Origin of the sequence: Paenibacillus sp. FSL R5-0928 (genome assembly GCF_037970385.1) — a bacterium.
Taxonomy (GTDB): domain Bacteria; phylum Bacillota; class Bacilli; order Paenibacillales; family Paenibacillaceae; genus Paenibacillus_AQ; species Paenibacillus_AQ odorifer.
This window is the reverse complement of the sequence record NZ_CP150225.1, coordinates 2294104-2316698: the sequence shown is the minus strand read 5'-3', so window position 1 is coordinate 2316698 and position 22595 is coordinate 2294104. Positions and strand designations below refer to the sequence as shown.

The following is a 22595-nucleotide window of genomic DNA, read 5'->3' as shown; positions in this document are numbered from 1 at the left end:
GTCTGGAACATATAAATCCTTATAATTTGATTAAAACCCATGGAAAAGCCATTCAGAGAATCTGCCCTCCTCATGACTTATCCACCGGTTGTAACCCCATTTATTTAAACACTGGCTCCTTGAATTGAGTCAATTTAGCTGCAGAATCTTTTTCCACATCCGCATGCAGACTGTTGCCGTGAGCATCCATCGTCACAATCGCTGCAAAACCCTCCACATCGAGATGCCACATCGCCTCAGGAATACCAAATTCCATAAAATCAACAGCGTTGACCTTCTTGATGCACTCTGCATAATACTGTGCGGCTCCACCAATCGCATTGAGGTATACCCCGCCGTGCTCCTGTAACGCTTTTAACGTTTTTGGACCCATACCACCTTTTCCGATGACTGCACGGATTCCAAATTTTTTGATGATATCGCCTTGATAAGGCTCTTCACGAATGCTCGTAGTTGGGCCCGCAGCTTTTACATGCCAGCCTTCCTCATCTTTCATCATCACAGGACCACAATGATAAATCACAGCCCCTTCCAGATCTACCGGAGACTCATGATCCATTAAATATTTGTGCAGAGCATCACGGCCTGTATGCATTTCACCGGATAAAATAACCACGTCTCCAACACGCAGACTACGGATATCCTCTTCACTTACCGGCGTTGTAAGACGTACTTCCCGCGACTCAGAGGCTGGGCTGTTAGCTCCCTCAGCAATTACCGCTTCAGATTCATGTGCTCCTTCATCATCTACAGATATCCCTGTGCCGCTCTCATATAACCAATCCTCTATATTGCCAGTTGATGGATCAACCAGCACCCCTTGGCGGCGGAAGGCCCAACAGTTATAAGCAACGGATACGAAAAAGCTAGCTGGCAGACGATTCATAACGCCAACCTTACAGCCCAGCAGCGATACCTCACCACCAAAACCCATCGTGCCAATTCCAAGCTTGTTAGCATTCTCCATAATATAGTCTTCCAGCTTGCTAAGGTCTTCTATCGGATTAACATCCTCCACTTTGCGGAACAACTGCTTCTTAGCCAGCTCGTAGCCAGTCGTACGGTCACCGCCGATACCCACGCCAATAAAACCGGCACTACAGCCTTGTCCCTGCGCCTGATATACCGCGTGTAAAATACATTTACGGATTCCGTCCAGATCCCGACCCGCTTTGCCGAGTCCTTCTAATTCTGCCGGGAGACTGTATTGAATATTTTTATTCTCGCAGCCTCCACCCTTCAGAATAAGTCTAACGTCTATTTTATCCTCTTCCCATTGTTCGAAATGAATGACTGGTGTTCCTGCACCCAAGTTATCTCCGCTATTCTCACCTGTTAATGAATCTACAGAATTGGGACGAAGTTTACCATTCTTGGTCGCTCGTACAATGGCATTATGAATATCTTTTTTCATCTCAATCTGATTGATTCCCACAGGGGTGTGAATGATAAATGTAGGCATTCCCGTATCTTGACAGATCGGAGACACTTGCTGCTCAGCCATTCCGATATTTTGCGCAATCGTGGTTAAAGCAAGACCGGACCGGGTAGCCCTGTCTTCCAGCGCGCGACCTTTTGCAACTGCCCGGCGTACATCTCCCGGCAAATTCGTGGAAGTTTCTACGATAAGGTTATAAATACTGTCTTCAAAATGCTGCATCTTCATTCAAGCTCCTCTCGGCAGTTCCAGGTTATCTAAAGTTTGATACAATTAGTATAATAATATCATACCTAGCACCGCATGAAAGGGGTTACTTTAAAATTGAGCTACCATTTTTCTGCCTATCTATATCGTCTTCAGTATATTCAGCGCTGGAGCTTGATGCGCAGCACCGCACCGGAGAACGTCGCTGAGCATTCTTTTCATGTTGCATTGCTCACACATATGCTCTGTTCCATCGGTAATGTACATTTTGGACGTTCACTAAACGCGGAACGAGCAGCAACCATAGCTCTTTTCCATGATGCCAGCGAAGTATTCACAGGCGACATTGCCACGCCGGTAAAATACAACAATCCTCGCTTGCTCACCAGCTTCCGCGAAATGGAAAAAGTTGCGGCTGATCGCTTAACTGGAATGATTCCATCAGAGCTAAAAAGCATCTACACTCAGCTCATACGACCGGAAGACAGCCCTCCCGATTCGGAGGACATTCTGCTGCACAGCTATGTGAAAGCCGCTGATCGGCTGGATGCTTATTTGAAATGCGTATGGGAGGTTGCTGCAGGCAACCGAGAATTTGCCGCCGCGAAGGAGCAGACAGCAGCAAAACTTCGTGGGCTTGGCCTGCAGGAAGTGGATTATTTTCTGACTCATATGGCACCGAGCTTCGAAATGTCTCTCGATGAGCTCTCTGCCGGAAACTAAACACCATCTACACAATAGAAAAAAGGACCTCCGCATGAATCTCGCAGGGGTCCCTTTAGTGATTAATAATAAAAATACAAGCGTTACGTTACTGATTCAGTCAGGATATCCCAGTCTTTAAAAATCGGCTGCAAACCCTTCGTATATAGCATTTCCGTAATCTCCTGCACACTGCGGCTATCGGATATTTCGAATTGCGGAGTTCCCCCTGCATTAGTGTGACCGCCCACCTCAGTAGTGACCCCGGCTGACATCTTAGTTATTCCTAGATGAATTAAATGATCGCGTAGAGAGGCAGGCTCTCTTGTAGATAAAGTAATGCCCGAACGGGGTAAAAATAACCGGTATGCCAAAATAATCTGCACTAGTGATCGATCGGTAACATCGCACTCTGGGTTAAATTCCCCTAAATAAGGCCGAAACCGTGGGGGTGACAGGCTGATCTCGCAATCTGGATACCGATCCTGTAGATAGCGGGCATGCATGGCACTTTGGAATGCCTCTTGCCGCCAATCGTACATCCCGAGCAACGTACCAATATTCACAGAACGAAAACCTGCCTGACAGCCGCGTTCAGGTGCATCCAGGCGATTCCGGTAGTTTCTTTTAGGCCCTTTAACATGCAGCTTTTTGTAAGTCTCCTGGTGGTAAACCTCTTGGTATAGTGTTAATCCATCCACGCCTGCTTGAAGAAGCTCTTTATATTCGGCAGTCGATAGAGGATTTATCTCAATACTGACGGAGGAAAAAAATTCTCTAAGTACAACTACACAATCCTTAATATATGAGACAGGATTCTCCCGGCGCGATTCACCAGTCAAAATGAGGATATGCCGCAGACCTGTAGCTGCAATCTTCTCAGCCTCCCTGCGAACCTCCTCCAAGGACAGCTTTTTACGCGGAAAATCATAAATGGAGCTGAAGCTGCAGTAGGTACAATGATTCACACAAAAATCGGCAAGATACATCGGTGTGAACAGCTGCATCGAATAACCAAAATGTGCACGGGTCAGTCGCTGAGCAGCTTGCGCCATCTCCTCTAGCAGCGGCGTTGCTGCCGGAGAGAGCAATGCCAGCAAATCATTTTCGTTCAGCTTGTCTTTTCCAAGCGCCCGCTTAACGTCATCCTCCCGGAACTCCTTCCACAGCTGCTCATAAGGATACTGCTCCAAGCGGGCCAGTGTGTCAAAAAAGCTCATGCTAATCCTCCCTCCTTTGGTGAACCTATCAAATTCAGTTCAGAAATCCAGTCAACGGTGACGAAGCAAAAGCAACTTCTTCTACAGGACCGAGTCCTGCCAAATAAGCTTTGCGGCCAGCGGATATCGCCTCGCGGAACGCTTCCGCCATGACGAGCGGATTACGTGCCGTTGCGATAGCCGTATTAAGCAGAACAGCAGCGGCCCCCATCTCCATTGCTTCCGCCGCTTCCGAGGGCTTGCCAATTCCGGCATCTACAATAATCGGCAAATTCACTTCTTCAATAAGAATACGCACGAGCTCCTTGGTGCGCAGGCCGCGATTCGTCCCGATCGGCGCACCAAGCGGCATCACAGCAGCAGCACCGGCATCTCTCAGACGTAAAGCAGCCGAAAGGTCCGGACTCATATATGGCAGTACTACAAAACCCTCCGCCGCTAGAATCTCTGTAGCTCGTATGGTCTCCAGATTATCTGGAAGCAGGTATTTCTGATCATTGATCACTTCGATCTTCACCCAGTTCCCCAGTCCCGCAGCTCTTGCTAATCTCGCAATACGGACTGCCTCTTCCGCTGTACGCGCTCCTGAGGTATTAGGCAGAAGAGTCATGTGGCCGGGAATGTGGTTCATGATATTTTCTGCTCCACCTTCCGGGTCCACTCGGCGAAGCGCTACAGTAATCACCTGAGAACCAGAGCTTGCGATCACTTCGGGGATCAGAGCATTCCGGCTATATTTTCCGGTTCCGATAAATAATCTACTAGTTAATCCGATGCCTCCAATATGTAACGGGTCATGCATGAAATTACCTCCCTTTGGTTCTTAGAAATTTCTCAAAATTCTATACCGCTCCATCTCAACCCCCACCAACAAAGTGCACCAGTTCCAAACGATCATCCTCGCTCAGAGCAGTACTTTCATAATTCTCCTTACTGACAATTTCTCCATTCAGCTCAATGATCATCAGACGACCCGACCACTCAGGAAGACTGATCAAATCAGCTATAGTTTGAATACCACCAGAACACTCTGCGGATTTCCCGTTAATCAACAGTCTCATTCTGAATCACCCCCTTCGCCTATGCTTTTACCTCCCGGCTATGAATGAACCGCCTTATGAATAGCTTTGGCGGCCTCATAAGGATCATCCGCTCCGCAAATACCGGACATCACAGCAATCCCTGCCGCGCCTTGCCTAATGATCTGCGCCGCATTAGCGGGACCAATTCCGCCAATCGCAATTACAGGAATAGAGCTAGTCTTCACCGTTTCTGCAAGCAGCTCTAACCCACGTGCGGGCAGCCCTAGCTTGCTCGCCGAGGGAAATACATGGCCAAACAAGCAATAATCAGCTCCCTGCTCTGAAGCATTCGCCGCTTCTTCCGGAGAATGAACCGATCTCCCCAGCCAAAGCTGAGGTGCAATTCGCCGGGCTGTAACCGGGCTCAGACTGTGCCCAGCCAACTGAACACCCGCGGCACCAGCTGCCAATGCTACATCGATCCGGTCATTGATTATCAGTTTGGTAGCGGGTATACCGGCAGCCAACAGCTCCTGTGCCGCAGAGAGCAGTTCGCGTGCTGGACATTGCTTATCTCTTAAGTGAATATAATCGACCCATGTCTGCACCGTGACAGCCAGTTCAACAAATTGTCTCAACTGCTGCTTGCCGTCTGATATTAGATGGATCTCAGCTTGTACCACTCGCGATCTCCTCTCTCTCACTTCCCTGTAGGTCAGTAAAAAACAAAAAAACTGCCCCCGTAAGGAAGGCAGTCAGAATCTGTAAATAGACGGTACTACAAATAGCCCGACAACAGAAATTCGTTCTCCACTTCCCTACGCTGGTCTTAACCAGATCAGGTTCAAAGGGTCCGGAAATCCATTCCGTCTCAGCCAATCGGCACCCCTAGTGACATAAATATACAATTTTAAAATGCTAACGTGGTTTATAGTAACATATTTTTTTATTGAAATACACCCATTTATTCACATTAGCTGTACTAATCTAACCGTTTACTACCTCGCCACCATTTACATGAATAACCTGTCCAGTCACATAACTGGAATCGTCAGAGGCAAGATATACATAGGCTGGCGCCAGCTCCTCTGGTTGTCCAGGCCGTTTCATAGGCTGCGTGCCTCCAAACTCGCTAACCTGCTTCGCATCAAAGGTAGAGGGAATTAGCGGTGTCCAGATTGGACCTGGTGCTACACCGTTTACCCGTATGCCCTTCTCCGCCAGATTCGTGGACAAAGATCGTGTGAAACTCAGGATAGCTCCTTTAGTTGATGAATAGTCCAGCAGCTGCGGGCTTCCGCGATAAGCGGTAATTGAAGTTGTATTTATAATTGTAGATCCTGCTTTTAAATGAGGCATAGCTGCTTTTGTTAAATAGAACATCGCAAATATATTCGTACGGAAAGTACGCTCTAGCTGCTCGGAAGTAATATCCTCGATCTTAGCTTGCGGATGTTGCTCCGCCGCGTTATTGATGAGAATATCAAGCTTTCCTAAGCCCTCTACCGTCTGTTTAATAAGATCCTTACAGAATTTCTCGTCACCGATATCACCTGGAATTAGGATACATTTGCGGCCTTCCTGCTCGACCTGACGTTTAGTTTCCTCTGCATCTGAGTGTTCATTAAGATATGAAATGACCACATCAGCACCTTCTTTAGCAAAAAGCACAGCAACTGCACGCCCAATTCCGCTGTCTCCACCGGTAATCAACGCCGCCTTGTCTTGCAGTTTACCTGCTGCTTTATAATTTGCCGGCTCGTATTTGGGCAGCGGCGTCATTTCACTCTCAATCCCTGGCTGATGATGCTGCTCCTGTGGGGGTAAGGTTTTTGTAGCTTGTTTATTATTGCCTGACATCTTCCCTATCTCCTCTCGTTAAGCAAATTGATAGTTAACTGATCATCTTAGGATGGCACAACAATGCACGTTTATACGCTGGGTTTGTCATTTTCTTAAATCGCTTTACGAATCTTACTTACCACAATGCAAGTAGAAATAAACAACCGTGGATGTAAACTGCTGTAAGTGGAGAGGACTTCACTGCATACAAAAAGGCACAGCATCGCTGCTGTGCCTTGAATTGTTCACCCTAACTATTTCAAAGAAGAAACATGATTTTCTGCATTCACTCCATGTTCCAGTACCCACATAAAATAAAGAGCTTTAGCTGCTTTCTCCCGGGTCACTATGGCTTTAGGTTCTAGTTCTGTCCCATTGACCATTTGGCCTCTAGCAATCCCCACTTCAGATCTAATAAGCCCTAATTCATAAGCACTTTTCACTTTTGAAATTAAAAAAGGAGAAATGTCCGCCGTATCAACCAGCTGCTGCCAGGATACAAGTGGATAGTACATCGCTCCTCTAGCTCCTGGATCCAGATTGAAATCATAACCAGGATCTCCTGGCACTACTGCTGTGCCGTTATAATCAGTCATGTACTTAGGTTTATTAGCAAACTTTACTTGGTAAACATCATAGAGAATAGCACCCATCGTTTCACGTGACAGCTTACCTTTCGGATAATAGGCAAGATCTGATCTTTCCACTTTCATTAACTTAGAAATACTGCGTGTGAATTCAGCAACTGTCATCTCCGTATCTGGCTTAAAATTCCCTTGACGGTCTTTGCCCATTACTCCCAGCTGGATTAATTTTTCAATTTGATTGCGGTAATAAGCAGCTTCCCCGGTCGTCGTATCATTAGTTATTTCCGGAAAAACCTTATCCCAGTTGCCTGTTAGTGCCGCATGCTTAACGTTCCCTTTAAGATAAGCAGTAATGGAGGCAGCAGTAGAATCGCCAGTAGCACCTTTCTCTACAAGCTCCGTAACAATCATCCGCGAAAATTGTTTGGCGAGCGCTTCTTTAAAATGAGTCCCATCGATTTTCTTTGAAGGATGCCCGTTAGCGTAACTTCCGTCATTTGTTTTGCCTGGCGTTTCTCCGGCTTCAATTGACATGAAGAGGGCTGTTATCGCTTCTCCTCCGATCTCGTTATAATATTTCAGACTTTCCGAGTTAAGGTCAATAAGTGTAACTCCAGATTCATCTGCAACCCGTTTAAGAATATCTACAAACTTTCTTGATTTAAAAGAATTCTCATAGATATATCCCGGACTTGCATTCCCTTTAATTCTGGACATTGGCGTTACCAGTACCGGTATCATGCCCCGGGCTTGGATCGCAGGGAGATAAACTTCTTTAAGGTAGTTTTCATACATTGCCTCAGTCGAACCTCTGCCGTAACGTCTGAACTCATCTGCACTCTCATCATTGTGTCCGAATTGAATAAACACATAATCCCCAATGCTGCCACTCAGTAAAATGTCGTTAAGTCGACCTTCTGTATAGGCATTTTTAAACGAGCGTCCTCCCATGGAATAGTTAGTTACACTCACTTTATGTTGATTAAACATACTGCCAATAATCTGGCCCCAACCACTCATTGGCGCTTCGTCGAAGGTGTAGGACTTGACCGTGGAATCTCCAAGTATAAATAAATTCGGAAGAGCTCCAGCTGCTCTATGCTGTGGCAAAATCGGTTCCAGCATGATCTCCTCAATCCCTACAGCTGTGTTCACTTTGTTCGGTTCAATCTCAATATCTATATGGTCACGGCCGTTTACATACGTATAAGTCCACTCTTTCCCTTTGGCTACAGCCGTATGCTTGACGGGTACAAGCTTTGCCGCGTCCCAATGTCCACTTTTCAACAAGCGGCTGGTCTGCATTCCTGATACTGACACGATCCCATCCTCTGCGTCAGAAGTCGTTTTTACATATACGTTGTAGGTTCCAGGGGAAGCATCCATTCGAAACGCCATGCCGTAGTTATTATAATTATCCTTTTCAGATTTAGGTTCAGCAAAAAAATAAGATTCTGTGATGAAAAAACCTGTTCCATCGGATGTAATTGAATCGGTATGCACTTCTCTAGCGGGTAAAGCGTTGGTCTCTTGGACAAAACCATAACCTAATGATGAGTCATACAATTGCGCACCGCGATTAGGATCATACCTAACGGATTGATACCCTGCTTTAACTTGGTTTGTAAAATTAAGCTTGTATGCGTTTGCAATTTGGATTGGAGGTTGCCCCTCTACCCCATCTTTAATAAGGGCTGCCTCTGTTATACCGTGAGTAAGAGTCAATGAAGCCATAAGTAAAGAAGATAAGATTAGTATATCCCTACACAGCTTTCTCACTTCATTACACTTCCTTCCGTTTCTCGAAGTACTTACCTAGGTTCCTCCATTATCCCTTTTCTCTAAAGTGATTCAAATGATGATTTCATTCTTTTTTTTGACCTTTTGTAACGTAAAACTTGGAATTGATCAACGGCTCACACTGCAAAACGGTCATATGTATAGGTATCCTTGATATAATTAAGAACATCCCTATTGATCCTAAGGAGGAGAACTCCTATCGCTTACAAAGTCAGCTTTCCGAACATTATAAGTACACTGCAGTTGATCGGTGTTCATTATCGTGTAGCAGAATCTGGGTGGGCATACCCTGATCATCATCACAAAATCTTCGAACTATTGTATTGCTACGATGGCAACTCCCATCAATATGTAGAAGGAAGCTCCATCGCCTTTGGTAAAGGGGATTGGTTAATCATTCCGCCTGGCTTACGTCATTATGTAGTTAATTCAGGCCTGAGCAACTATATCTACCTCTCCTTTCATTTCGATATTGACGATTTAAAGTTTCGTGAATGGTTTCAATCTCAGGCTGTACAGAAATGGAATAACCAACAAATGCAGCGTTCGGGATTAAATCACCAGTTGGAACATTTGGATGAATTTATTAAGAACAATATTCTCGCCAGGACGGCATCCACTGGATTTCCCGAGGAAATTGAAGAAATGATCCTTGTAAAAGAAAGGCTTCGTTTGCAAGCGATCATTCTGATGATTTTGACTGAACTCATTGATGTACAGCTCTCGAATTCAGAGAATTCCAACACAGCGAGACAAGCAAACTCTTTGTACGAGGTGGAAACTGCTCATCAGATCGAAAAATATATTGCAGCCAATATTCATTTACCGGAGCTCACGGTTAATTTGATTGCTGAGCAGCTTTGCTTAAGTCGGGTGCAGTGCCATAAGTTGTTTACAAAGGTGTATAAGATATCTCCTAGGCAGTACATAACTAACCTAAGATTAAAGAAGTCAAAACATTTACTGCTTCATACCGATTTAAAAATACAGATGATTTCTGAACAACTCGGGTTTGCTTCCCAGAGCCACTTCAGCCGACAATTCAAGCGATGGACGGGTGTTTCTCCCTTAAACTACCGGCCGAAATCTTATACTAATCCTATCAGGGATTAACGTTTATGAAGATAAATCACCGGAACATACGAAAAACCCGCTCTCCATTACGGAGGCGGGTATAATTCGCTGTAAGTTAAACTATGTCGTTAAACACCATGAAGAATACCATCAATAGCAATGACACCGTAAGCAGTGCACTAAGTGTGCGCAATTTGCCAGTCTCTGCGCTAACGTCGCGGTTCTCACGAATTCCAGCTGCTGCAAGACGCAAAGGCTTGCTCATAATACCGCCAAGCGCAAACATCGCTAGCAGTAACACAACAACAATAATCATCCACGCTACTGAATAATCACCTTTGGTCATCATATAACCGCCTGTAAGGAGTTGGATCACCAATCCATACTGCGCAAAACGATTAAATCCGGTTACGGCACTTAAAGTTCCTTCTTTCGCCCCAGACGACAGTTTCTCTGCACGTCCTAGAATGAAGGGTAGCACAAGGTAGAAGCCAAGTGCCAAGGTTCCGATCATATGTAAGAAAAACAAAACGTTCCAATCCATAACATATCTCCTCCGATTTAACTGTGATAATAGTTACATTTAATTATACCCATTATTGCTTAAGAAGAAAAGGAAACCCCCATTTTAAGTAAACAAAATGGGGGTTTCTTCATACCTCTGTCACAATCTATACAGTTATTACAGCTGTTACGCTACGCACGGACTCAGCAGACTTATCCAAAGCCGCTTTTTCCTCAGCTGTAAGCTCCAGTTCAAAAATCTTCTCGATACCATTGGCACCAAGTAACGCCGGAACACCCATGAACAGGTTATCATAGCCATATTCTCCTTCGAGCAAGGCGATAACCGGAATGATCCGTTTTTTGTCCTTCAAGATAGCTTCCGCCATCTGAACTAAAGAAGCCGCTGGTGCATAATAAGCACTACCATTTCCTAAGAGGTTAACAATCTCTCCGCCACCCACACGTGTACGTTGCACAATCTCATCAATACGCTCCGCAGATATCAATGTATCAATTGGAATGCCACCGACACTGGAATACCTTACAAGGGGTACCATATCGTCGCCATGTCCGCCTAATACGAAACCACGTACATCTTCAACGGATACCTTCAGCTCTTGTGCAATAAACGTGTTATAGCGGGCTGTATCCAGCACTCCGGATTGTCCAATTACGCGACTCTTCGGAAAACCCAGCGCATTAAATGCTGCATAGGTCATAGCGTCAACTGGATTGCTCAGAATGATTACAATGGAATCTGGTGCTACACGTTTTATGTTCTCGCATACCGACTTCACAATACCTGCATTGGTGTTCACGAGATCATCGCGACTCATTCCAGGTTTACGGGCAATCCCTGCAGTGATGATTACAATATCTGAATCCGCAGCATCTTCATAGCTTGAGGTTCCTGTAATTTGACTGTCAAATTTCTGTACAGGACCTGCTTCCAGCATATCTAGTGCCTTCCCCTTGGTAGTGTTCTCCATTTGTGGGATATCAAGCAGCACAACGTCACCAAGCTCCTTTTGAGCAAGCATAAGAGCTGTAGTAGCACCAGTAAAACCGGCACCTACAACTGTAATTTTATAACGTTTGATTGCCAAGGATTCTCCTCCTAGAACGGTGTCGGTATAGCTTGTATTAGCTAAACTTCAATATATCCAGTTGGTTGAGCCAGTCTCTTAGAGGTGATTAATAATCTCGTCGGCAAATGCAGAGCATTTCAGTTCAGTTGCGCCTTCCATCAGGCGGGCAAAGTCATAAGTCACGGTCTTGTTATTAATAGCTGTTTCCATACCTTTATAAATCAGATCTGCTGCTTCCTGCCAGCCCAGATGCTCCAGCAACATTACACCGGACAGAATCACGGAACCAGGGTTCACAACATCTTTGTCCGCATATTTAGGTGCGGTGCCATGAGTGGCTTCAAAAATCGCATGTCCAGAAATATAGTTAATGTTCGCTCCAGGAGCGATACCGATACCGCCGATTTGCGCAGCAAGCGCGTCAGACAGGTAGTCCCCGTTCAGGTTCAAGGTAGCAATAACATCAAAATCAGTCGGACGAGTCAGAACTTGTTGCAATGCGATATCCGCAATGGCATCCTTGATGATGATTTTGCCTGCAACTTCAGCATCCTTCTGAGCAGCATTGGCAGCAGCTTCACCTTCACGTTCTTTAATCACATCATATTGATTCCAAGTGAAGACCTTATCTCCGAACTCTTGCTCAGCAACTTCATAACCCCAGTTTTTGAAGGCACCTTCAGTGAACTTCATGATGTTTCCTTTGTGCACAAGCGTTACGCTCTTGCGTCCGTGTTTGATCGCATATTCAATCGCAGCGCGCACCAAACGTTTCGAACCTTCGGAGGATACTGGTTTGATACCAATACCAGAAGTTTCAGGGAAACGGATTTTGTTAACTCCCATCTCTTTTTGCAGGAATTCGATGACTTTCTTCACTTCAGCAGAACCTTCTTGATATTCAATCCCTGCATAAATATCCTCCGTATTCTCACGGAAAATAACCATATCCACCAGCTCAGGACGTTTAACAGGAGAAGGAACCCCTTCGAAATAACGAACTGGACGCAGACATACGTACAAATCCAACTCTTGACGCAAAGCTACGTTCAATGAACGAATACCGCCTCCGATTGGAGTCGTAAGCGGACCTTTAATAGCTACAAAATATTCACGGATTGCCTCCAATGTATCATTTGGCAGCCATTCGCCATATGTATTGAAGGCTTTTTCGCCAGCAAAAACTTCGTACCAAGCGATTTGCTTTGTGCCGCCATAAGCTTTAGTTACTGCTGCATCAAGTACGCGTTTGGAAGCCTTCCAAATATCACGGCCTGTGCCGTCACCCTCGATAAAAGGAATGATTGGATGATTAGGAACCTGCAGTTTACCATCTTTAATTGTGATTTGTTCGCCTTCTGTTGGCAGATCGAATTTTTCTAGTTTCAACATTTGAGTGTATTCCTCCTAAAGTTTTGTGGGATTTAATTTCTCATGGACAAGCCTCGAACAAAACTCTCTACGTATGAATATGCATTATTGCATATATTCTAGGGTTCATTCTACTAAACTTTAGGAGCAGCCTGCAAGGCTGCCCTTCTATCTTTCGTCTACTGGAACGTATTTCTGTTCAATCATACCTGTGTATTCTGCACGTGGCCGGATAATACGGTTATCTGTATATTGCTCCAGAATATGCGCAGTCCAGCCTGAAGTCCGGCTAATTGCAAAGATAGGAGTGAACAGCTCACGTTCAATACCCAGCTGTGTATAAACTGATGCCGAATAGAAATCAACATTTGGTTTAAGTCCCTTTTGTCCGGTAATCAATTCCTCGATATTTACGGACATATCATACAGCGTAGTATCATTCTTCATTGTGCCAAGTTCAAGTGACATTTTCATCAGATGTTTAGCACGTGGATCACCATTCTTGTATACTCTATGGCCGAAGCCCATGATCTTCTCGCGGTTATCCAGCTTCTTATGAATATAAGGTTCAACCGCTTCCAAACTTCCGATCTCTTCAAGCATCTTCATAACGGCTTCATTCGCCCCACCGTGAAGTGGACCCTTGAGTGCACCGATAGCAGAGGTTACGCCTGAATAAATATCGGACAAGGTTGCAACCGTAACCCGGCCTGCAAAAGTTGAAGCATTCAGCTCATGGTCCGCATGAAGCACAAGTGCGGTATCAAGCGCTTTAACAGATACACTGTCAGGCTCTTTTCCCCATAGCATATACAGGAAGTTCTCGGCAATCGAGACGCCTTCTTTAGGAGCCACAGGTTCCAGACCTTTGCGAATACGCGATAGGGCTGCCACAACCGTCGGGAGCTGTGCCTGTAGTTTTACTGCTTTAATCTCGTTAGCTTCTCTACTCATATCGTCAGCCGCTTCATCATAGAGAGCAAGGCTTGATACAGCAGTCCGCAATGCTGCCATGGTGTTGGTGTCTTTTGGATAGAGCTTCATTTGCTCGATAACTGGCTCAGGAATCCGTGCGAAAGCACTGAAATCCCGTTTGAGCGCTTCCAGCTCTGGTGTTGTTGGTAGACTGCCAAACCACAATAAATAAGCGGTTTCTTCGAAGGTAGCATTTTCTGCGAGATCATCAATATCATAACCACGGTAAGTGAGTACCCCATCCACAATAGAGCTAATGGATGAAGTTGTTGCAACGATACCTTCCAAGCCTTTGGTAGCTGTCATAGCATATCTCTCCTTTGCCAACAAGGTATAAAAAGCATTCTCGGTTTCATGAAAACATTTCCAATTTAAAGCATTGAAAAATCTAATAAGTGCAGTTCAAGGGCATATCCGGCGAGGATGTTGTCTGACTTTCGTAATCGAATCTTTATTCATCATACTGGATTTTGTCGGTTATGTGAACAATGTGGAAGCTTTGCAGCGCATCAAATGATTTTATCACAGAGATAGAAAAAAACTTCTAAACCCTTGATTCACAGTTGAGATTTTAGTTTATAGCATCCGGTTCAGCCCAATATTTATCCCGTTTCCTAGTCTTTAAATACGTTCTATGAATATATATGAAGACGAGCTTTTATTCCCCTGCATCAGCAGGAATGAAGGAGGTGTAGATCTTCGTATGGACCGATTAGCATTAAAAAGACTGCTGCGCGGCCTGTGGGTCGTTCTGGCTACCTCTATCCTCCTGCTGGCAATCTATTTATTGCTTCCGCTGTTATACCCCCTCCTGCTCGCTTGGTTGCTCGCTTATATCATGCATCCACTAGTGTTGATTCTTAAAGGTCTTAAGCTCCCAGCGTGGCTCGCAGTGTCGCTCTCGCTGCTATTTTACATAGGCGGAACCGCACTAGTACTGACCGCGATGATTACAAGGCTAGTGAAAGAATTGATCGTGCTGCTGCAGACCTTTAATCTTCATACGGACCAATGGAGAGAGCTTCTGCTGTCTTTGAGCCAGAATGCAAGCATACAGAATATCATTAACCAGATAAATCAGTTCTACCGCGACAATCCTGACTATCACGCCACCATTGACAGCAATATCAGCAGAACAACGGAAACAGTTGGTTACGCAGTTACGCAAGTGGTGACCGGATTTTTTAATGTGATCTTAAAGCTGATCTCTGCTCTACCCAGTATGGGTACAATTCTTATCGTGGTCGTTCTCGCTGCCTTTTTTATTAGTACTAGCTGGGAAAGACATAATGCCAAACTCACAAGCTGGCTGCCAGCACCGTTCTTAAAGCCTGTATCGGATATCTGGCGGGATCTGCGAAAAGCTCTCTTCGGCTATCTCCGGGCTCAGCTAATCCTCATCTCGATTACAGCGGTCATTGTCGTGATCGGGTTGCTGCTCTTGGGTGTAAAATCTGCTTTCGCTATTGGCTTAATGATTGGTTTTGTGGATCTGCTGCCTTATTTAGGGGTTGGAATCGTAATGATTCCCTGGGCTTTATACTCTTACATGACAGACAATCTGGCACTGGGGATCGGACTTACTATCCTATATGCCGTTATCCTTATAACCCGCCAAGTGCTTGAGCCGAAAGTGCTCGCCAGCAGCATTGGGCTTGATCCCCTTGCTATGCTGGTCGGTATGTTTGCAGGTTTGCAGCTGTTCGGCATGCTTGGGCTGATCATCGGTCCCGTTATTCTAGTTATCCTTGTAGCCTTTAACCGAGCAGGTGTATTTCACGCGTTACACAGCTATATTGTCAGCGGAAGACTAAGATAATAAACAATACCCTACAATTCCTAGAATAGCAAAACAGAGCGGATCCCTATCAATGACCGGGATCCGCTCTGTTTTTGTTTTGATTATAACTAGCGGCGGTAAAAAGTGAAGGTGCCGTTTTTCATCTTTTTCTCAATCCACTTCAGCAAAAATATACGATACAAAGGCCGAGTCAACGGAAACACCAAGGAGAAACCTACAATATCCGTTACGAAACCAGGTAAGATCAGCAGTAAGCCCCCGAAAAAAATGCATAGGCCATCCAGCATCGTCCGGCCAGGAACGCGTCCCTCCTGCATATGTGTTCTGCTGTCTTGCAGCACCTTATTCCCTTCGAAACGCATCATCAATAAACCGATAACCGAGGTGGTCAACATAAGCAGCAGCGTTTTGAATGCTCCAAGCTGATCTGCTACAAAGATAAAGCCGAATAATTCCACGGCAGGAATGATAAATAATGCAGCCCACAACCATTTGCTTCTAATCATACAGAACCCCTTTCTTCCCGCAGCGCTCCTTTAATCGCGTGAAACAGCTCCGGAAGGGCTCTATCCAGCCTGGCAGGCTTCCATTCTCGATTCACCCAAACATGATTTGTCGAGCCGGTAACCAGCAGTTCCCCGGGGAGGTCCATCGACCGCAATTGTCCCAAAGTAGCCGCTGAACCCTCTAAATTCCTACCTTCTGCTTCCGAGAGCCTCCGCACCTGATACTCAAATGCGACTCTTAACGCCGAAAAGGTAGTCATTCGCGCATACACGGAGATAAGATCATCATATCGCGCCGGACTTTTAAATTGCAAATCGGCTGAGGTAACAGGAAGCAGCACTCCCTGATTCTCAAGCTCACGATAAGTAAAGCCAAGCTGACGTAACAACTCCGTACGGCCAGACTCAAACCAGTTCAAATAATTCGCATGATACACAACGCCCATCTGATCACTTTCCTGGTATCGAACACGCAGGGTCGATTCATACCACCGGCTTCGCAAGCCGTCTTGCTGTAATTCCATTTATAAATACTCCTTTCGGCATAGGCAGCAGGGAGAGCTTTATGCCCTGGCCCCGTCTGAAGATAGCTTTGTCGTTGATAGTTTGCTTCGGGAGCTTCTGGCGACATAAAATAGCAGCATCGCTCCTGCGATTGAACTCAACATACAAGACAGGTTCATCACTTCTACACCGCCTTGATTGAGCAAGAATCCATTTAATAAATTGCCAACAACACCGGCAAAACCCGAGAACACCATATTAAAAACACTTTGCCCAGTCGCCTGCATCTCGTTAGAGGTGATCTGAGATACATATTCAACGGCAGCAATATAAAAGAACCCGAATGACAGACCATGCAGTACCTGCACTCCAATCATTACGGATGGATAAGGGAATGCCACCTGAATGCCCCACCGCAAGACATAAATAAGTGCACCAAGGAGCAGCGTCCGCTCGCGACCCAGCTTTTTGATTACCTTGGAAGCAAACAGCATGGAGGGCACGTTCGTTACAGATGCGAGAAAAAGCGCAATTCCTGCATAACGAGTTGAACCTCCAACCGACTGAAACGCGATAACGAAGTAGGTTCCAAAAGCAGTCATCGTCTGGTTCACAAGAAAACTGCCACCCAAAAACGCTAGGAACACCCGATTCCCCAGCAGCTTTTTAACCCCCTGAGAAAACGATTGCCGCATCATATGATTCTCTTCTGCCTGCTTCGGCAGCGTCAATGCAATAAGAACCGCAATTAGATTAAACATAAGAAAGGGCAGCCATATCGTGGATACAGAGAAGGACGATACATACACTCCGCCTAAATAGGCTCCCACAGCCGCTCCAATGCTCATCATAAGCCTTATACTACCATAAGTAGCCCCGGCCCTCTTCGCCGCTGAAATCGCGTAAGAATCGGCTATAGGCGCCTGTGTTGAGGAAAAGATTGTTGAGAGGGTATACACCAGCAGTAACACTATAAAATATTCCGAACGGTAAAAGACCGCTAATAAAGCCGGTATCGCCACACTTAGGATTAGTACCAAACGTGTCTGATTATACCGATCCGAGACAATTCCCCATATTGGCTGAATCGTGATCGCAATTAGCGTGCCTGTTGCCATTAGTATACCTATTTGCCCGCTATCAAGTCCATTGTGTACAAGCAGCAGCGTTAGATATGAGCCAAATGAACCACCGGCCAATCCTAAAAACAGATAAAAGCCACGCAGCTTCGATAATTTTTCCATTTTAAGCTACAAATCCTCTCCAGCTTCTTAATCAAGCATTGCACTCTCTTATATTTTAGCAGAACACCCGTACTTCCTATGTAATCACCGCATTTAATATAGCAGTACTATAAAGGCGGTGGACAAGTTGAATGATAAACAAAATTCTATTCGGGTCAATCATCCATGTCTAAAAGACAAATCTAATGCGAACAAATTTCAAAGCTCCGGCTTCGGCTGGTCTTCAACAAACTGGAGCGGGTATACAATCACTGGAAAAAAGGGGACCTTTAACCGCATTGCCGGCGAATGGATCGTTCCCTCCGTAAAACCAACCTCTAAACCTTCCTATTCCTCTGCTTGGATTGGAATCGACGGTTTCAAGAACAGCAGCCTGATCCAAACGGGAACAGGCCATGAATTCGTAAATGGTCGTGCCCGGTATTACGCTTGGTGGGAAATCCTACCTGATGTTGAAACGGTAATTCCCCTTCCAGTGAGCCCTGGAGACCATATAAAAGCTAACATCACGAAGGTAGGCCGCAACAAATGGACGATTACGCTCCGCAATTTGAGCCGAAATTGGATTTTTCGAACATTGCAGCGATACAACGGACCACAAACCTCTGGTGAATGGATTATGGAGGCTCCCGAGGTAGACGGCTCGATCGCAAAGCTGGCGCGCGTCTCCCCTACTTGCTTCTATTGCTGTCGAATTAATGGCAAAAGTCCGAGGCTTACCCTAAATATGGGAGGAATCATGGTGCAAAATAACGCTACTATCGCCGTTCCTTCTTGTCCAAACCATCGTGGGGATTCTTTTACTGTCAAACGAACATACCCCAAATAAAAATTCTCGAACCTGTCATTCAAGATTTGTTACTAACAGCATAAATGGATTTAACATAATCTTCAATCGAATATGTTGATAAACACGAAAAAAGGGCTGCCTCGCTTGTAGATTTACACTACAGTTGAGACAACCCTTTAATTAAGCTTTATGAAACCTGCTAAACAGGTGAAGCCAATCGAAAACTACTCGATTGTGCTTACTTTTACCAAGTTAGTGGAACCAGAACGTCCAAGTGGAATTCCTGCAGTAATCACAACTAGGTCACCAGTTTGAACCAGACCGGAATCCTTACCACCTTTGATTGCTGTTTCCAGCAGCTCATCTGTGGAAGATGCAACTTGTCCGAACACTGGCGTTACGCCCCAAACGAGGGACAATTGACGCATAGTTCTTTCTTGTGTTGTAACGGCAATGATTGGTGCTTTAGGACGGTATTTGGAAACAACGCGTGCAGTATGACCTGTTACAGTCGAAGAAATGATAGCCTTAGCGTTCAGATCCAAAGCAGAAATTGCAACGGATTGGCTGATTGCTTCTGTAACTGTAGTTTCTTGTGCAGTTTGTTGTTTCATGAAGATTTCATGGTGGTTCAGAGCGGATTCCGCTTTCTCAGCAATGCGGGACATTGTAAGTACGGATTCTACTGGATATTTACCAGCAGCAGTTTCTCCGGAAAGCATGATTGCATCTGTTCCATCTAAAATAGCGTTTGCTACGTCACTTGCTTCAGCGCGAGTAGGACGTGGGTTGCGTTGCATGGAATCCAACATTTGTGTAGCTGTGATAACTGGTTTACCAGCAACGTTACATTTTTGAATCATCAATTTTTGAGCCAAAGGTACATCTTCAGCTGGGATTTCAACACCAAGGTCACCACGAGCAACCATCAGGCCGTCAGAAGCTTCTAAAATTTCATCAAGGTTGTCAACACCTTGTTGGTTTTCGATTTTGGAAATGATTTGGATGTGAGAAGCGTTGTTTTTCTCAAGCAGCTCACGAATTTCCTGAACGTCGCTAGCTTTGCGAACGAAGGAAGCGGCGATAAAATCGATGTCCTGTTCGATACCAAAAAGAATATCGTTGGTGTCTTTTTCCGTAATACCCGGCAAGGAGATGTTTACTCCTGGTACGTTAACGCCCTTCTTGCTCTTAATCGTACCACCGTTTACAATACGGGTCTTGATTTCTGTACCTTGAATGTCGACAACTGTCAAACCAATCAGACCGTCATCAATAAGGATTGTGGATCCTACTTGAACATCGTTAGGAAGTTCGCTGTACGTGATGGAAATACGATCTTGATTACCAAGGATCTCTTCCGTAGTCAGTGTCAGGTACTCGTCCTGAACAAGTTCAATCGGTTCTACTTCCAGCTTGCCTGTGCGAATCTCCGGTCCTTTAGTATCGAGCAGGATAGCAACTGTTTTGTTCAGTTCCTTAGATGCTTGACGGATCGTATTGATCCGAGCACCGTGCTCTTCGAAATCGCCGTGGGAGAAATTCAGACGGGCCACATTCATACCAGCCAAAATCAATTTTTTGATATTCTCCAACGATTCACTCGCAGGTCCGATCGTACATACAATTTTACTTTTCCGCATTAGGTTTTCCTCCGTTTTTTCGTTCTCTCTGTCTCACTTTTTCCAACTACAAAATCTACTACAAGGCTAACTAATAAAATAGGAACTTTGTCACATGTGCCTTTAAGTACGCCCTTATGAATATTACTGCAAACCAGACACAAAATCAATGTTGTAGGCACTTTTGGGTGTAACTTTAAGTCGAATTTTCTGTAAACATAAAAAAAATTAAAATAATCCCGTTAGTGGATCGAGATTATTTTAATTCCAATAAACTGTATATTTTACACTATATCCAAAAGACCCACTAAGTATAGCTATATGTCTTAAAGTGCAAATGATTTTGCACTTTTACACTTCTGACTTCACTTCTTCTTCAATGAAAATTTGTTCCTGCTGAGCCTCTGCAAACTCACCAATTTTACGGAATTTACGGTATCGATCATCCTTCAATTCCACTGAGTTCATCTGGGTTAGCTCCTGCAGATGCCGCCATAATGCATCCTTAATCGCCGCTGCCGTTGCTTCGTAATCCCGATGAGCGCCGCCTTTAGGCTCTGGTACGATCTCTTCTATAACTTCCATCTCAAGCAGATCAGCAGCCGTTATCTTCATGGCTTCTGCCGCTTGATCAGCCTTCGAAGCATCCTTCCACAGAATAGAGGCCGCTCCGTTTGGAGATATCGCCGAATAAATGGCATGTTCCAGCATGAGCACTCTATTTCCAACCGCCAATGCCAGGGCGCCACCGCTTCCGCCTTCACCGATGACCACACAGATTACAGGGACACCAAACTGAGACATCTCGCGTAAATTACGGGCAATCGCTTCGGATTGACCTCTTTCCTCGGCTGTGTTGCCTGGGTATGCACCTTTCGTATCCACGAAGGTAATAATGGGACGTTTGAACTTGTCCGCTTGCTGCATCAGACGCAGCGCTTTACGGAAGCCCTCAGGGTGTGCACTGCCGAAGAATCGTAAAATATTCTCTTTGGTGTCTTTACCGCGCTGCTGGCCAATAACTGTAACCGGCAACCCATTTAGTTTACCGATGCCGCCTACAATAGCAAGATCATCCCCAAACATCCGATCACCGTGGAGCTCAATAAAATCTGTGAAGATCTGCCCCATAAGATCAAGGGAAGTCGGACGTCCTTGATGTCTAGCCAAATGCATTTTTTGCGAAGGAGAAATATTAGAATATATCTCTTCCTCCAGCACACGGTATCGTTCTTCCAGCCTAGCTACCTCGTCCGTAAAATCAATACCCTTCTCTTCGCCAAACTGCTTCAGTTCAGCAATTTTCTTGCGCATTTCTACCAGAGGCATTTCAAAAGGCAACTCTCCTGCCAACCTAAAATCCCCCTTTCACGTCATGCAGCTCCAAAATTTTAGTCAATGTAGCGCGCATTTCTTTGCGGTGCACGACCATATCAAGCAACCCATGCTGAAGATTAAATTCAGCGGTCTGGAAATCATCCGGAAGCTTCTGGCGAATGGTCTGCTCAATGACTATACGTCCTGCGAAACCAAATACCGCTCCAGGCTCTGCAATAATTATATCACCAAGGCTGGCAAAACTCGCAGATACTCCACCGGTAGTAGGATCCGTAATTATCGAGATGTAAAGACCTCCAACCTCGTTAAAACGAGCCAGCGCAGCGCTGGTCTTCGCCATTTGCATTAGACTAAGAATACTCTCCTGCATTCTCGCTCCACCTGAAGTAGAGAAAATAAGGAGTGGAAGCTGTTGCTCCGTGGCCTCTTCTATCGCACGGGTGATCTTCTCCCCTACTACAGAGCCCATACTGCCTGAGAAAAATTCAAAATTCATCACAGCTACGATGACTGGATGGCCACCAATGGAACCCTGACCCGTAATTACGGCTTCAGTTTGTCCAGATTTCAGCTGCTGTTGCTCCACTTTGGAAGCGTAACCCGGAAATTTCAGCGGGTCGATAGAATACATTTCACTGTCAAACTCAATAAAGCCCTCAGGGTCTAATGTCATCGCAATGCGCTCCACAGCATTTAGGCGCATGTGGTGACCACAAGTAGGACATACCTTTAGGTTCTTCTCTAATTCCTTACTATACTGGATCGTTCCGCATTTATTACATTTGCTCATTAATCCTTCAGGGATTTCACGTTTGGGGCGTTCGCCTTCCGCAGGCCCGCCGCTCCGCTCCAGACGTTCTGAAGGAATAGTCGCGTACTTCCGTTTCTTCTGAAATAAATCTTTGAACACACCCGCACCTCTTCAGCCGTTTATTTGCGTTATGCAGCTTGCCGCTG

The 22595-nt window shown here is 45.3% G+C and carries 21 protein-coding genes and 1 riboswitch; of the genes, 4 read left to right on the top strand and 17 right to left on the bottom strand.

The features are described from left to right. Positions 1 to 100 precede the first annotated feature (100 nt). A complete protein-coding gene (locus MKZ16_RS10105; protein WP_076100116.1) occupies positions 101 to 1660 on the bottom strand; it encodes a fumarate hydratase in 1560 nt (519 codons plus the stop codon). Positions 1661 to 1762: 102 nt separating this feature from the next. On the opposite strand from MKZ16_RS10105, the gene yfbR reads away from it, so the two are divergent. Beyond that, positions 1763 to 2368 (top strand): 5'-deoxynucleotidase, encoded by a 606-nt coding sequence (gene yfbR / locus MKZ16_RS10100; RefSeq protein WP_094901415.1) that lies wholly within the window; start codon positions 1763 to 1765, stop codon positions 2366 to 2368. 83 nt (positions 2369 to 2451) lie between these two features. Here yfbR and thiH read toward each other — a convergent pair whose 3' ends face one another. The 6 genes from thiH to MKZ16_RS10070 all read right to left on the bottom strand — a co-directional run bounded on the left by thiH (position 2452) and on the right by MKZ16_RS10070 (position 8752). Next, positions 2452 to 3567 carry a 2-iminoacetate synthase ThiH gene (gene thiH, locus MKZ16_RS10095; protein WP_076100108.1) on the bottom strand — a complete coding sequence of 372 codons (1116 nt, stop codon included), beginning with the start codon at positions 3565 to 3567 and terminating at the stop codon, positions 2452 to 2454. A gap of 34 nt (positions 3568 to 3601) precedes the next feature. After that, positions 3602 to 4369 (bottom strand): thiazole synthase, encoded by a 768-nt coding sequence (locus MKZ16_RS10090; RefSeq protein ID WP_076104074.1) that lies wholly within the window; start codon positions 4367 to 4369, stop codon positions 3602 to 3604. 55 nt (positions 4370 to 4424) lie between these two features. Beyond that, complete coding sequence (gene thiS, locus MKZ16_RS10085; protein ID WP_076100105.1) at positions 4425 to 4628, bottom strand: sulfur carrier protein ThiS; 204 nt, start codon at positions 4626 to 4628, stop codon at positions 4425 to 4427. A gap of 38 nt (positions 4629 to 4666) precedes the next feature. Beyond that, positions 4667 to 5272, bottom strand: coding sequence for a thiamine phosphate synthase (locus tag MKZ16_RS10080; RefSeq protein WP_076104075.1), 606 nt, complete (start codon positions 5270 to 5272; stop codon positions 4667 to 4669). Positions 5273 to 5387: 115 nt separating this feature from the next. Continuing rightward, a riboswitch (TPP riboswitch) is annotated at positions 5388 to 5489 on the bottom strand. Between the two features lie 87 nt (positions 5490 to 5576). Continuing rightward, entirely contained in the window at positions 5577 to 6449 is an 873-nt protein-coding gene (locus tag MKZ16_RS10075) for an SDR family oxidoreductase (RefSeq protein ID WP_038569678.1), read from the bottom strand. A 236-nt stretch (positions 6450 to 6685) separates the two neighbouring features. Beyond that, the gene (locus MKZ16_RS10070; RefSeq protein ID WP_339815609.1) at positions 6686 to 8752 is read right to left on the bottom strand and encodes a GDSL-type esterase/lipase family protein; all 2067 of its coding nucleotides are present in this window, start codon (positions 8750 to 8752) and stop codon (positions 6686 to 6688) included. A 240-nt stretch (positions 8753 to 8992) separates the two neighbouring features. Between MKZ16_RS10070 and MKZ16_RS10065 the strand changes: the two genes are divergently transcribed. After that, positions 8993 to 9931 (top strand): AraC family transcriptional regulator, encoded by a 939-nt coding sequence (locus tag MKZ16_RS10065; protein WP_080742451.1) that lies wholly within the window; start codon positions 8993 to 8995, stop codon positions 9929 to 9931. A 76-nt stretch (positions 9932 to 10007) separates the two neighbouring features. Here the strand turns inward: MKZ16_RS10065 and MKZ16_RS10060 are convergent, their stop codons facing one another. From MKZ16_RS10060 to citZ, 4 genes are all read right to left on the bottom strand, one after another. Then, positions 10008 to 10436, bottom strand: a complete 429-nt coding sequence (locus tag MKZ16_RS10060; RefSeq protein WP_036678923.1) for a hypothetical protein — start codon at positions 10434 to 10436, stop codon at positions 10008 to 10010. A gap of 127 nt (positions 10437 to 10563) precedes the next feature. After that, positions 10564 to 11505: a malate dehydrogenase gene (mdh, locus tag MKZ16_RS10055; protein ID WP_038569673.1), complete on the bottom strand. Its 942-nt coding sequence runs from the start codon at positions 11503 to 11505 to the stop codon at positions 10564 to 10566. Between the two features lie 78 nt (positions 11506 to 11583). Beyond that, positions 11584 to 12879, bottom strand: a complete 1296-nt coding sequence (gene icd / locus MKZ16_RS10050) for an NADP-dependent isocitrate dehydrogenase (protein WP_076104077.1) — start codon at positions 12877 to 12879, stop codon at positions 11584 to 11586. A gap of 147 nt (positions 12880 to 13026) precedes the next feature. Beyond that, positions 13027 to 14139: a citrate synthase gene (citZ, locus tag MKZ16_RS10045; protein ID WP_038569670.1), complete on the bottom strand. Its 1113-nt coding sequence runs from the start codon at positions 14137 to 14139 to the stop codon at positions 13027 to 13029. 397 nt (positions 14140 to 14536) lie between these two features. On the opposite strand from citZ, the gene ytvI reads away from it, so the two are divergent. Further along, on the top strand, positions 14537 to 15652 hold the full coding sequence (gene ytvI / locus MKZ16_RS10040; RefSeq protein WP_036678913.1) for a sporulation integral membrane protein YtvI: 1116 nt from the start codon (positions 14537 to 14539) through the stop codon (positions 15650 to 15652). A gap of 89 nt (positions 15653 to 15741) precedes the next feature. On the opposite strand, the gene MKZ16_RS10035 is transcribed toward ytvI, so the two are convergent. From MKZ16_RS10035 to MKZ16_RS10025, 3 genes are read right to left on the bottom strand one after another with little or no spacing between them, the layout of a single operon-like run. Continuing rightward, positions 15742 to 16140: an FxsA family protein gene (locus MKZ16_RS10035; RefSeq protein WP_036678910.1), complete on the bottom strand. Its 399-nt coding sequence runs from the start codon at positions 16138 to 16140 to the stop codon at positions 15742 to 15744. Further along, a complete protein-coding gene (locus MKZ16_RS10030) occupies positions 16137 to 16664 on the bottom strand; it encodes a thioesterase family protein (protein WP_038569667.1) in 528 nt (175 codons plus the stop codon). The genes MKZ16_RS10035 and MKZ16_RS10030 overlap by 4 nt, the downstream gene beginning before the upstream one ends. Positions 16665 to 16703: 39 nt before the next feature. Then, complete coding sequence (locus MKZ16_RS10025; RefSeq protein ID WP_076104078.1) at positions 16704 to 17888, bottom strand: MFS transporter; 1185 nt, start codon at positions 17886 to 17888, stop codon at positions 16704 to 16706. Between the two features lie 127 nt (positions 17889 to 18015). On the opposite strand from MKZ16_RS10025, the gene MKZ16_RS10020 reads away from it, so the two are divergent. After that, positions 18016 to 18717 carry a G1 family glutamic endopeptidase gene (locus tag MKZ16_RS10020; RefSeq protein ID WP_244886450.1) on the top strand — a complete coding sequence of 234 codons (702 nt, stop codon included), beginning with the start codon at positions 18016 to 18018 and terminating at the stop codon, positions 18715 to 18717. Between the two features lie 185 nt (positions 18718 to 18902). Here MKZ16_RS10020 and pyk read toward each other — a convergent pair whose 3' ends face one another. The 3 genes from pyk to accD all read right to left on the bottom strand — a co-directional run bounded on the left by pyk (position 18903) and on the right by accD (position 22548). After that, positions 18903 to 20321, bottom strand: a complete 1419-nt coding sequence (gene pyk / locus MKZ16_RS10015) for a pyruvate kinase (protein ID WP_038569666.1) — start codon at positions 20319 to 20321, stop codon at positions 18903 to 18905. Positions 20322 to 20651: 330 nt separating this feature from the next. Continuing rightward, positions 20652 to 21653, bottom strand: a complete 1002-nt coding sequence (locus tag MKZ16_RS10010; protein ID WP_036678900.1) for an acetyl-CoA carboxylase carboxyltransferase subunit alpha — start codon at positions 21651 to 21653, stop codon at positions 20652 to 20654. Between the two features lies 1 nt (position 21654). Next, positions 21655 to 22548 (bottom strand): acetyl-CoA carboxylase, carboxyltransferase subunit beta, encoded by an 894-nt coding sequence (gene accD, locus MKZ16_RS10005; protein WP_036678897.1) that lies wholly within the window; start codon positions 22546 to 22548, stop codon positions 21655 to 21657. Positions 22549 to 22595: the final 47 nt, after the last annotated feature.